Here is a 12,019-nt window from a genome sequence, read left to right as displayed (position 1 = left end):
ACTGTGGACGGTAACCGTTAAGGAATGGAGTATGACGACCACCTTCTTCTTTAGAAAGTACGTATACTTCTGCATCGAATTTAGTGTGCGGCTTGATTGTACCTGGTTTAGCAAGTACTTGACCACGTTGTACGTCTTCACGCTTAGTACCACGAAGTAAGATACCACAGTTCTCACCCGCACGACCTTCGTCAAGAAGTTTACGGAACATTTCAACGCCAGTAACTGTAGTCGTTTGAGTATCACGGATACCAACGATTTCAACAGACTCACCAACTTTGATGATACCAGCTTCTACACGACCAGTTACTACTGTACCACGACCAGAGATAGAGAATACGTCTTCGATTGGCATCAAGAATGCTTTATCGATTGCACGCTCTGGTTCTGGGATGTAAGAGTCAAGCGCTTCTACAAGTGCAAGAACAGAAGCTTCACCGTAAGGACCGTCGTTACCGTTTAATGCTTGAAGAGCTGAACCACGGATGATTGGAGTGTCATCACCTGGGAAGTCATAAGTAGAAAGAAGTTCACGAACTTCCATTTCTACTAATTCAAGTAATTCTTCATCATCAACAAGGTCACACTTGTTTAAGAATACGATGATGTAAGGTACACCGACCTGACGAGAAAGAAGGATGTGTTCACGAGTTTGTGGCATTGGACCATCAGTCGCAGCACATACAAGGATCGCGCCGTCCATCTGAGCAGCACCAGTAATCATGTTTTTAACATAATCGGCGTGGCCCGGGCAGTCTACGTGAGCGTAGTGACGGATTGGAGAATCGTATTCTACGTGTGATGTATTAATTGTAATACCACGTGCTTTTTCTTCAGGAGCAGAGTCGATTTGTGAGTAATCTTTCGCTTCACCGCCGTAAGTTTTTGCACAAATTGTTGCAATCGCAGCAGTTAAAGTTGTTTTACCATGGTCAACGTGACCAATTGTACCCACGTTTACGTGTGGTTTATTACGTTCAAACTTAGCCTTAGCCATTTGATTTTCCTCGTTTACGTCGACACCAGTTTAGAGAAAAACAACCCTGAAAAACTTTCTTTATCGACATTCGCCTAAAAAACTAGACACCTAATACTTGAAAAGCAGACTATAATAGCCTGCTTCTTTTTAAATCCTTGTAGAAATTCTACCAAGTTGTATATCTGGAGCTCTTATCGAGATTTGAACTCGAGACCTCTCCCTTACCAAGGGAGTGCTCTACCACTGAGCTATAAGAGCGATCTCTTCGATGGAGCGGGAGACGAGGATCGAACTCGCGACATGCAGCTTGGAAGGCTGCCACTCTACCAACTGAGTTACTCCCGCGCGTTGGTACTTAACCACTTCAATCGAAGCTAGATGGTGGTGAGAGAAGGATTCGAACCTTCGAAGCTTTCGCAACAGAGTTACAGTCTGCCCCCTTTGGCCGCTCGGGAATCTCACCATATCACACTTACACAGTGCTGTTCTTCACTCTAACACTCTACTACATTAAGATGGTGCCGGCACACGGATTCGAACTGTGGACCTACTGATTACAAGTCAGTTGCTCTACCAACTGAGCTATGCCGGCGTCTCTTAGTGTTTCGTACGTTTCGTATCGGAACGGTGTGCAGTTTAGCAAAACTCTCAGGCTATGCAAGCAGTTTTTTTATAAAAACTGCGAAAAACTCATAAAATCAAACCATTTGATGATAATTCAACCGCTTTGATCACTGCGCGAGCTTTTATTTGAGTTTCATTCCATTCTGATTCTGGATTTGAGTCTGCAACAAGCCCTGCTCCAGCTTGCACATATACTTTTTTATCACGAATCACACAGGTACGAATCGCGATCGACATATCCATTTCACCATGCCAACCCAAATATCCAACAGCACCACCAAATACACCACGCTTAACTGGTTCTACTTCATCAATGATTTCCATTGCACGAATTTTAGGTGCACCTGAAAGTGTGCCCGCAGGGAATGTCGCTTTAAATACATCAAGCGCATCGACATCATCTCGAACCTCACCCTGAACATTTGACACGATATGCATCACATGTGAGTAGCGCTCAATCACCATACGATCAGTGACTTGAACCTTACCAATCTTTGAAACCCGACCAACATCATTTCGTCCAAGATCAATCAGCATTAAATGTTCTGCAATTTCTTTTTCATCAGCCAATAAATCTTGCTCTAAAGCCAAATCTTCTTCTTTAGTTTTTCCACGTGGTCGAGTGCCTGCTAAAGGACGTACTGTTGCGATACCATTCTCCAAACGAGACAAAATCTCAGGAGATGAACCAACAATATGAAAAGGCTTCTGATCCGTCAGTGTTTGTCCTTGTACCAAGAATAAATAAGGTGAAGGGTTTAAATGACGGAGCGCACGATAAACCTGTAATGCTTCACCATCAAAATCAGAAACCATACGCTGACCAGGTACCACCTGCATCACATCACCAGCACGAATGTACTCTTTTACCTTCTCAACGGTTGCAAGGAACTTCTCTTTACCTGTAATAGATTCAAAATGAGGAGCAGAATGCGGCTTTGCTTGCAGACTTACAGGTATTGCAAGTAATTGTTCAAGTTGATCTAATTTTTGTTGTGCTTGTTGATAGGCATTTTCTTGATTCACATCAGCATGATGAATCAAAAATAACGTATCTTTCAAATTATCAAAAACAATAACTGTTTTAGATAGCATTAACCATAAATCGGGTAAAGACACAGGGTCGGCTGTTGGTACATTTTTAAGTTTAGGTTCAATATAACGCACTGCATCATAACCAAGATAACCAACTAAACCGCCAGTAAAGCTTGGCAAATCGGGCAACTCATTTTGAGTCGGCACTTTAAATTGTTTTTGAAAATCACGTATATATTGAAATGGATCACTACATTCTTGTTGAATAACAGAACCATCCAACTGTTGAATAGTCAAGATTCCTGCATTGCAAGAAAAAACTGTCGACTCTCCCAACCCAATCATGGAATAACGCGCCCAGTTCTCCCCACCTTCAACAGACTCAAACAAATATGCTTGTTTGTGTTCTTTGAAGCGCGCGAAAACAGAAAGCGGAGTTTCGGTATCCGCTAAACGTTGACGGTATACAGGAATAGTGTTGTAGCCTAAAGATTTTAACTGTTCGAATTGTACTAAGGTCGTCATGAATATTCTCTATGGTTTCGATTTAATCTGCGTTTAGTTTTAATGCTGCTTTAATCCCGCCATCGAAAAACCATACTCATTTTCATGCCCTTCTCCTCACCTGATCTTCATCTACCAATTCTGCCAAACTATCTATCACTTGTTGTGGTTGGCAGTCATAGATACTTTCTCCATGATTATAGCCATAGCTGACCACAATACAATCTATACCTGCACGTCTTGCCGCTTCAACATCATTACTTGAATCGCCAATCATCAAGGTTTCAGAAGCCAGAGCATTTTGCTGCTGCATACAATGTAACAATGGCAATGGATGTGGTTTGCGCTCAGCCAAGCTATCACCTCCAATTACCATTTTAAAATAAGCACTCAATCCCAAAACATCGAGAATACCTCGAGCCAAGTGTTCAGGCTTATTGGTTACACATGCCATCGTTATTTGATGTGTTTGACAATACTGTAAAAATTCCAACACCCCTGCATATACTTTCGTGTCGACACATAATTCCTGTGCATAGATTTCAACAAATGTATCAAGCAAATGATTGAGTTGCTCTGGATGAACATCTCCAAATAAATGATCAAGCACCTTTTCACACAACTTTGCAGCGCCTTTTCCAACCCAAGCTCGAATCTGTGCTTCCGTGACTAATGGAAATCCTAGCTTTTCCAAACTGAGATTCATCGCACGGTACAAATCTGCTGCAGAATCAACAAGTGTTCCATCGAGATCAAAAAGAATAAGGCTACGACGCTCTAACTGTGCAATTAGCATAAATTTACTCGACATAAAAAAGGCATACGCTCATGGTATGCCCTGATTGTAAAAGCTTCGCGTAATTATTTAAAGAACAGCCAAGCAATCACAGCCAAAATGATCAGCACGATAATTGAAATCAAACCTACAGATGCATTTTTCTGTTGCTCAACTTCTTGTGCCACTCGTGATACAGTCTCTTCAAATGGAATAGGTTGTTGTTCTAAAGTCGACTGCACATCAACACCTTGTGGTATCGGCGCAGGCTTTGGAATCGCAACTTGCTGCGGCATTCCATCACGACTAATTGGAGTTTCGACAGCACGTTCAGCTATACTTGGCATGCCTTGGTCGTATGATATTGATGGCACTGGTTCTGCTTCAATTTCAGGCAATTCAGCATCAACAGGTGCAAGTACAGAAAACATAAAGCTCGCAAATTGCAAAATATCCCCATCATGCAACTCTGTTTCTTGTTCAATTTTCAAATCATTGATAAATGTGCCATTTGAAGAATTCAAATCTTGAACCCAAAGCTGATGATCTTTCAACAACAAGGCAGCATGTCGACGAGAAATATCGGCGGATTGCAACAAAAGGTCAGCATCTTGATGACGACCAACTAACATATCACGCTCTACGCTAATCTCTTGTCCCGTAAATTCACCCGTAATGGCTTGTAGTTTCCAAGTCATAGATGCATATCCTTATAAAATTTCTCTCAATTTTAACATTGTGACATAAGGTCTTCTGTGCATCTACTGTGAAGATGCCGAACGAATCGTCGTAGTTGTCACTGTATTCTTACTACGCTCAGTCGATTTTGCTGGCAGCTGAATAGTTTGCTGTTGCACCTGAGGTTCAATAGTCGCTACAGGCGTAGTTACGACACTGCTTTGAGTTTGTGTTGCTGTTGGAACCTTTTGATACGGTGACGTAGTATTTAACGGTTGTTGACGATAAATATCAGCCACATTTTCAGGCAACTTAGCAAAATTACCATTTTTATCCATAGCTAGCTGCAAGCTATAAAGCTGATTGTAACGTTGTTGAGAAATTCGACGCACATCATCCGAATCACCAACAATCGTTGGGTGAATGAAAACCAAGAGATTACGTTTTTCATTGGTTTTACTGTCTGCACGGAATAATCGACCAAGATAAGGAATATCACCTAAGACAGGCAATCCTTGTCTCGAATGGATTGAATTGTCGGAAATCAAACCACCCAGAACAACCGTTTGGCCATGATCAGCTAAAACCGAAGTTTTGATGGCACGCTTACTGGTCACCAAATCCGTTGCTTGACCGCGACTTTCCTGTACAGCAGAGACTTCTTGCTCAACCTCTAACCGAACAGAACCACCTTCACCAATATGCGGTACAACTTTTAGCGTTACACCCACATCCTTACGTTCAACAGTGGTGTATGGATTCACACCTGTGCTGTTAGTCGTCACAGAACCAGTTACGAATGGTACATTCTGACCCACAACAATATAGGCTTCCTCATTATCCATCGTCACAATAGAGGGTGTGGAAAGAAGGTTGGATTTCGTGTTACTTTTTAGCGCCTGAATCAAAGCACCATAAAGCTTACGCGAACCATTCGCACCCTCTTTATAGTCACCCACCACAATCGAAGAACCAGCCCCAATCGCAGAACCCAAACCAGCCGCTCCACCTGTCAGATATCCAGCAGCTAGTTTTGATAAACTAGACCCAACATTAGTAAAGTTTATTAATCCAATACCGCTACTTATATCACCTAATGCCCACTGAACACCCAATTGATCTGCATCATCACCAGCAACTTCAATAATTGCCGCTTCGATCAGCACCTGTTGACGACGTATATCTAATTGCTGAATCGCTGCCTCAATTTCACGCATTAACTGAGGATCCGCTTTAACGACCAATGCATTCTGCGTACTGTCCGCAATAATGCTAACACCATTACCATTAAAGCTTGAAACACCTGCATTTTGATTATTTGAGCCGCTATTCAAATTAATTGAAGGCGTGGAAATCGAGGAAGATGATCCAGATGTTGAATTTGAGCTTTGATTGTTTGAAACAAGGTTATTGATTGGGTTATTTGATGAGCCTGCATTATTTGATGCTGAAGATGATGAAACCGATTGACCTGTGACTAAGCCTTGCAAAATTTCAGCTAAGTTTTTTGCACTGGCGTATTTCAAACGAAAAACCTTCAAACCGCCCAAACGATCTGCCGAAGGCACATCTAACATTTCGATCATTTGACGTAAACGTTTACGCGAATCAGGATCACCCTTAATCAAAATGCGATTAGTCCGATTATCCGCAATGATGCGTACACGTGAGCCAATAAAATCTTTAGATGCGCCGGTTGCACTCATTGTTTCTAGTAAACCAATGATTTCTTCTGCTTGGCTTGATTGCAAACTAATCGCTTCAATATCATTCTGGCCTGTACCATCAAGATTACGTACAATATTTTCTAACTGATAAATATTTGCAGCACGATCAGAAACAATCAACGCATTTGTTCCTGCTACAGCAGCTAAATGCGCGAATTGCGGCATTAGAGGACGAAGTGCAGGAATCAAATCATTAGGGTTAGTATTTTGCAGCCAAATCACACGTGTAACGATTTGGTCTCCACCCGCACGACTGCGCGAATCATATGGAATACCAGAATTTTTCACATTGCTATCAGGAACAAGTTTTACAGTATTTCCCGATGGTAAAGCCACAACACCGTTAACATTCAAAACACCTAAAAATAGGTCATAAACCTCATATTTATTTAAAGGCTTATTTGAAATCACCGTGACGTTACCACGTACACGAGGATCAACCGCAAAGTTTTTCCCCGTAATATCTGCAACTTCATTAATAAATGCTGTTAAGTCCGCATCACGTAAATTGATCTTCCATGTTTGTGCTTGCACATGGGTACTGATTGACGCGGCTAAAGGTGCTGCGGCAAGTAATGCCCAAAGTGGACGTTGATGATTTAAAAAAGCCATAACCTGCACTTATTCCTAACTTATGTGGTGACGTGTTATCACTAAAAACTTTGTTGTATGGTCATCACTTGATCACCACGTTTTATTTCTATTTTGGCATGCCCTTCACGACGTACTTGCTCTAATAATTGTACTTCGCTTAGCCCTTGCCCAACAGTTTGACCGTTAATCGAAAGAATACGATCACCTGAGCGCAAACCTAATGTGTTTTTCAAGTTCGATGGTGTTCGATCAGAGATTTCATAACCATCTGAACCGCCGCCAGTCACACCCATATTTTTTAAATACTGCTCTCGGTTATCTTGCATCTGCTGTATCGCTTGACCTAAAGCAGATTGCGGAGAACTTTGAGAAGGTGCTTGGGGCTGCATTTGAGTTGGCTGATTATTCATACTTTCATTTAAAACGGGTGCTATCGGTTGATATAAGCCGTTTTCTAGACCTTTGAATTTAACTTCTCGTGTAGCACCATTTCCTTGCCTAAGAATCACATGATCCCAATAAACCTCTGCAAGTTGGTAGGACGTTGAGCCAATCGTCTCACCGACACGATAACGTTCAGCAACATCATTGAGTTTAATGACAGCAGAGGATAAATAACTTGGATAACCTAGCAAAACACCCTGCAACTCTAAATTAACATTATCTTGAGCAGAAACTGCTGCGGGTTCGTTAAATAATGCAAACGAACTAATGTTGGGTACTTGAGCTTGCTGCGAACCCAACTCAACTCGATCAAACTGCATCGGCTGCGGCGGTGCGACAACAAACCAAAATAAAGAAGCCAACTTCCAACATAGCCATAGCACTAATATTACCAACACCAACGCACCTAGCTTGTCTAATTTCTGCCATCTCAATTGTTGAATCTTTTGAGCAAATTGTTTCATCAGAAGCCACCCTGCATGAGTGGTTGACGTGAGCTAATCACGTAAGTGTCTAAACCAGCTTTTCCTTCATATGATGGAATATTCAAAAGCATTCGTTGCGTCAATTGCACATCAAGCATCAAACTAGGGTCTAGACTTAGATTTGCCATTTTTTGACTACGCTGATCACGTACATCTACTTGTAGCTGACCATTTTCATCTTTTATTTCAGCCATTAATGAAGGCATATTCATACGATCTTGACGTTGACCGAATGTATAATTCAATTCACCACCACCCCAGTTTAGCTGCCCTTCCGCAGCACTAAATCCTTTTTCTTTTTGATAATTTAACTGAACATCTTTTAATTGAATCGCGTTCTCAGGCCACTGCCAATTTGCAAAATACTTTAAGGTTTCAGGTGAAACTTCACCTTGAAGATTCTTGATCATGATTTTTTTACCAAAACCATAACCAAAAACACCATTAAATTGGGTATTTCCACTGTGTATATCGAGATTTGCACCAACACGTAATAACAATAAATCTAGAGGTCTAGTTTTCCAATGGACAGTTCCTCGCAGTTGACCACGCTGCCAATCCGCCTGCCCCTGCCAGATATTGCCACTAACATTATGTAATATTTGATTATCTTTAGAAAACTTAGCAATTAACCATGTTGCTGGAATTTGTAAAATAATAAAAATTAAGAATGCAAAAACGGCGAAAATCCACCATCTCCATTGTTTTGTTTTTTTCTTCATTCCACCCTTACCAACACGCAAAATATCATCCTTGTCGAGACACTCGCCCTCTGATTGACATTATGCATACTTTTTCAACATCGCCAATTCTCTCATATAAAAAAACCAAGCTTTTTAAGCCTGGCTTTTTAATAAAGAATAAAATCACCTTATGACAATACGATGACTTTAAAACTTGACTTAGATTAAGAAATCTTCAAGTTTTGCACCTTTCTCTAATTCTGCAACTAACCAACGTGGCTGCTTACCGCGACCTGTCCAAGTTTCTTCTGCATTATTTTTATTACGGTAACGCGGCTCAACAGCTTTACGGGTTGTTTTCTTACGTTTTTGCTCACCAAGCTCCAAAAGCTCTTCAACGCTGTATCCAACGTTTTCAGCAATCGCAATAATTTGATTATAAGCATCTTCAATTGCTTGATCTTTTTTGCTTGCAATTAAAGCTTCAGCTTCAGCTTGCAAACGCTTGAGATCTTCAACAGATAAATCACTAATATCTGGTTTCATTAGAACCACTCCAACTCAAAAGGGAAATATATCACTCAAAAAATAAAATGAATTAAAAATTCAACTCAATATTAATTTATATGTAATTAGATAATCAATATTAAAATAGTCAACTTAATCACAGCATTCACTTAAATCAGCTATTATTTACAATAAAACAAAGAAACTTTGTTCACATCAAATATTACAGCACATTTTACCATTCTTTTAACTTCATATTTTATTGTTATTATTTCTTAAAATATCAATTCAAAACCCACCTTAAAATAAACTTAATCTAGATTTATAAGTAAGCTTTATTTTAAAAAATTTATTAGACCTCTTGCAAAAATCATTTTTTAACCAACTCCATGTTGTAAATTGCAGCAATTAAATTCAGACGTAAACCCATGCGTTTACGCCTATTTCGATAACGTGTAGCCAGAATTCTAAAGGTCTTTAATTTTCCATTGACGTGTTCAATTCGAATACGACATTTACTAATTTCCCGATTTATTTGCTTCTGTAATAAAGTTAACGGCTTCTTTTTACTTGCCTTGAATGGCATCAGGCATTTTATCCCCAAACGATTTAAACCTAAATAACCTTTATCAATCAGCATAAAGGCTTGATATCTCTGCTTTTTACGTTGAGCCCTAAACAACTGGAAATCATGTGTACTCCCATGTGTAAGACCTAATGAAATAATCTGCATCGTTTCATAATGAATGATGAGTTGAGCTTTGATCGTATGTCGTTTTTTCTTACCGCTGTAGAGTCTTTTCTGTTTTTTTTTGGACGCTCAATTGTCATTTCAGTTGCATCGACAATAACAACATTCCAATCTATCCCTGCACCATGCGGTAGTTTCTTAGGCAAATGAAATTTATCAGATTTTATTAAAATATTTTCTATTTTATGAATAATTCTGGACGCAGTTAATTCGTGGATTCCATAACTCATAGCAACATGAAAGAGCGTGCGATATTCACGCCAATAACTTAGCGTCATTAACAGTTGGTCTTCAAGTGAAAGACTCGAAGGTCTACCTCGTTGAGTATTGACTTGGCTTGACTCTAATACTTCAAGCATTTCTAAAAAGGTTGAGGGTTGTATTCCAATCAGTCGTTTAAACTGACTATTTGATAGCATCTTTACTTTTTCATATTTCATGTACTGATGATAGTAGAACATGACTTTTTAATGTGGATAAAAAACAAACAAAACGTTGATCGTTTTTTGATTTTTGCAAGAAGTCTATTGAATTGCACCTCGATACAACTCAATAAATATGACTTAGATAAAATTATACATAACTGTCTTTACATATTATTCAATATGATGTCCAACACTTGATTCCAACGTTATAATACGATTACGAATCTCGGTAGGTATATTAATTTTCTTTGAATCATGTTTGCCAACACACACCATGACGGCCTCACCAGTTGCAACCACTTGAGCTTGATCACGACTCCATAGAACATAATGCATTCTAAACGCACTATTTCTTAACTCTTCAATTCTTGCACCAATATGCAGCACATCAGGATAAAATACTGGGCTTAAATATTTACATTGACTCGAAGCAACAACCGTCAATATATCCTCATCGAATATATTTAATTTCATTAAATAAGCAATTCGTGCACTTTCAATATATCGATAATATTGAACATTATTTACATGTCCAAAAGCATCCATATCCCCCCATGCAACAGCTTGCTCAAGAATTACTGGATAGACAGACAGCTCTTTCATTATTTCACTCATATCTTAAAGTTAAGAAAATTAACATCATTTTCAAAGATTAAATTCAACTGTCTGATTAAATCAGAATCATCACCCAAGGTGGATTTAATCCTTAAATAACTCATTAAAATATTATCAGGATATAAATTCAACAATTGTGCTGCATCAGTCTGGCGATCTGTCGCCATAAATATATGCCATTTTGCAAAAGCCAGCATTGGAACGCTGGTATATTTTTGCTCCAACTCCATAATTCGTTGTTCAACATAAGCATAATCAGGAATTTGCTTAAGTAGCTGTTGTTGAAACCACAAATAAAATACTTCAGGATCAAAATGCTCTTGCAATAGATGTAAGGCAAGCTCCTCGTGTTGAACACTCATTTCAGGCATTCGAGCCAATAATTTTAACCAAAGTACTTTACTGGTATAAGGTCGTGCTTTGATTTCTGAATGCAGCATCATGTAACGTTGTTGAAGTGCACCCAAATCATCTACAGTAGCTTGATCAAATTGAATTAATAATTGCTGCAACCAAAGATCACGATGTTCTGCATCTAGCAGCCCATGTTGAGTACTTTGTAAAAATACCCATGGCTTTTGTAAGGCCAATTTACCCCACAAACTGGTTATTTTTTGCTGATATGCTGTTTCAATTTCGCTTAGCCAAGGGGATAGTTGATGTTGTGCGAGAAATTCCAAATGTGTTAGTGCTTTTTCTGTTTCTTGTCGCTCTAGAAAAATATCCACTCTAAGCAATTCAGCAAGTTCAAAAGCCATAGGAGCTGACTTTTCTAGATTCATTAATGCCGTTTCATAATCACCATTGCGATAATCAAATTGAGCATCAACGATATTACTCAGTAAACCTGACTGTGTGAAAACTCGCTCAATGAACACTTGCTGATCTTTGGCAGCATCTAATAACCAAACGATGCCAAGCTGCTCATAAGGATGTAAATCTTTAAATCGAAGAATTGTATCTTTCTGTCTTTGCTGTTGTGCGAGATATCTTTTTGCTAATAACCATCCTGCCTGAGCGATGAAACTCACAAAAATAAAGCAAGTTACTAATCCCCAAAAGCTACTTTGAAACTGCCAGTCCCGCCAATAGATATAAGCGTAACCACTACCGTAACCATAGCTAAAGACTGAAAAAATAGCGAATAAGCTAAGGATTGCAAGGAAATATATCTTCAATAAATGCTTCATATC

11 protein-coding genes and 4 tRNA genes are annotated in these 12,019 nt (G+C 39.3%); all 15 read right to left on the bottom strand.

Features of this window, described 5'->3' with window-relative positions; translation table 11 throughout:
• On the bottom strand, positions 1 to 997 hold a 997-nt coding region (gene tuf / locus F948_RS00510; RefSeq protein ID WP_004958558.1), incomplete at its 3' end, for an elongation factor Tu.
• A 165-nt stretch (positions 998 to 1,162) separates the two neighbouring features.
• A tRNA-Thr gene (locus F948_RS00505) sits at positions 1,163 to 1,237 on the bottom strand.
• An 11-nt stretch (positions 1,238 to 1,248) separates the two neighbouring features.
• A tRNA-Gly gene (locus F948_RS00500) sits at positions 1,249 to 1,324 on the bottom strand.
• A 34-nt stretch (positions 1,325 to 1,358) separates the two neighbouring features.
• Positions 1,359 to 1,442 (bottom strand) — tRNA-Tyr (locus tag F948_RS00495).
• 53 nt (positions 1,443 to 1,495) lie between these two features.
• Positions 1,496 to 1,571, bottom strand: a tRNA-Thr gene (locus F948_RS00490).
• 98 nt (positions 1,572 to 1,669) lie between these two features.
• Entirely contained in the window at positions 1,670 to 3,163 is a 1,494-nt protein-coding gene (trpE, locus tag F948_RS00485) for an anthranilate synthase component I (RefSeq protein ID WP_004958556.1), read from the bottom strand.
• An 82-nt stretch (positions 3,164 to 3,245) separates the two neighbouring features.
• Positions 3,246 to 3,938 (bottom strand): phosphoglycolate phosphatase, encoded by a 693-nt coding sequence (locus tag F948_RS00480; RefSeq protein ID WP_004958553.1) that lies wholly within the window; start codon positions 3,936 to 3,938, stop codon positions 3,246 to 3,248.
• A gap of 65 nt (positions 3,939 to 4,003) precedes the next feature.
• A complete protein-coding gene (locus tag F948_RS00475; RefSeq protein ID WP_004958551.1) occupies positions 4,004 to 4,615 on the bottom strand; it encodes an FHA domain-containing protein in 612 nt (203 codons plus the stop codon).
• A 63-nt stretch (positions 4,616 to 4,678) separates the two neighbouring features.
• A complete protein-coding gene (gene gspD, locus F948_RS00470; RefSeq protein ID WP_004958549.1) occupies positions 4,679 to 6,934 on the bottom strand; it encodes a type II secretion system secretin GspD in 2,256 nt (751 codons plus the stop codon).
• Between the two features lie 41 nt (positions 6,935 to 6,975).
• Positions 6,976 to 7,824, bottom strand: coding sequence for a type II secretion system protein N (locus F948_RS00465; RefSeq protein WP_004957388.1), 849 nt, complete (start codon positions 7,822 to 7,824; stop codon positions 6,976 to 6,978).
• On the bottom strand, positions 7,824 to 8,567 hold the full coding sequence (gene gspN / locus F948_RS00460; RefSeq protein ID WP_005403545.1) for a type II secretion system protein N: 744 nt from the start codon (positions 8,565 to 8,567) through the stop codon (positions 7,824 to 7,826). Before gspN ends, F948_RS00465 begins: the two co-directional genes overlap by 1 nt.
• Positions 8,568 to 8,747: 180 nt before the next feature.
• Positions 8,748 to 9,074: an H-NS histone family protein gene (locus tag F948_RS00455; RefSeq protein ID WP_004958548.1), complete on the bottom strand. Its 327-nt coding sequence runs from the start codon at positions 9,072 to 9,074 to the stop codon at positions 8,748 to 8,750.
• Between the two features lie 331 nt (positions 9,075 to 9,405).
• Positions 9,406 to 10,226, bottom strand: a protein-coding gene (locus F948_RS16835) for an IS5 family transposase (protein WP_409360446.1) whose coding sequence is annotated in 2 segments (ribosomal slippage) — positions 9,406 to 9,836 and positions 9,836 to 10,226 — 822 coding nt in all. Because the reading frame shifts where the segments join, the coding sequence is not laid out codon by codon here.
• Between the two features lie 156 nt (positions 10,227 to 10,382).
• Positions 10,383 to 10,814 (bottom strand): acyl-CoA thioesterase, encoded by a 432-nt coding sequence (locus F948_RS00440; protein ID WP_004958542.1) that lies wholly within the window; start codon positions 10,812 to 10,814, stop codon positions 10,383 to 10,385.
• An 8-nt stretch (positions 10,815 to 10,822) separates the two neighbouring features.
• Complete coding sequence (locus F948_RS00435) at positions 10,823 to 12,016, bottom strand: hypothetical protein (protein ID WP_004958540.1); 1,194 nt, start codon at positions 12,014 to 12,016, stop codon at positions 10,823 to 10,825.
• Positions 12,017 to 12,019 lie beyond the last annotated feature (3 nt).

It is taken from the genome of Acinetobacter junii CIP 64.5, assembly GCF_000368765.1.
In the GTDB taxonomy this organism is placed as follows: domain Bacteria; phylum Pseudomonadota; class Gammaproteobacteria; order Pseudomonadales; family Moraxellaceae; genus Acinetobacter; species Acinetobacter junii.
The sequence above is the reverse complement of the archived record's forward strand: the minus strand, read 5'-3'. Positions and strand labels throughout refer to the sequence as shown.

Bases quoted from the DNA above. Each gene is read 5' to 3' on its own strand.
- F948_RS00480 (WP_004958553.1), bottom strand. From the start codon at position 3,938: ATGCTAATTGCACAGTTAGAGCGTCGTAGCCTTATTCTTTTTGATCTC.
- F948_RS00465 (WP_004957388.1), bottom strand. From the start codon at position 7,824: ATGAAACAATTTGCTCAAAAGATTCAACAATTGAGATGGCAGAAATTA.
- gspN (WP_005403545.1), bottom strand. From the start codon at position 8,567: ATGAAGAAAAAAACAAAACAATGGAGATGGTGGATTTTCGCCGTTTTT.
- F948_RS00455 (WP_004958548.1), bottom strand. From the start codon at position 9,074: ATGAAACCAGATATTAGTGATTTATCTGTTGAAGATCTCAAGCGTTTG.
- trpE (WP_004958556.1), bottom strand. From the start codon at position 3,163: ATGACGACCTTAGTACAATTCGAACAGTTAAAATCTTTAGGCTACAAC.
- F948_RS00475 (WP_004958551.1), bottom strand. From the start codon at position 4,615: ATGACTTGGAAACTACAAGCCATTACGGGTGAATTTACGGGACAAGAG.
- F948_RS00440 (WP_004958542.1), bottom strand. From the start codon at position 10,814: ATGAAAGAGCTGTCTGTCTATCCAGTAATTCTTGAGCAAGCTGTTGCA.
- F948_RS00435 (WP_004958540.1), bottom strand. From the start codon at position 12,016: ATGAAGCATTTATTGAAGATATATTTCCTTGCAATCCTTAGCTTATTC.
- gspD (WP_004958549.1), bottom strand. From the start codon at position 6,934: ATGGCTTTTTTAAATCATCAACGTCCACTTTGGGCATTACTTGCCGCA.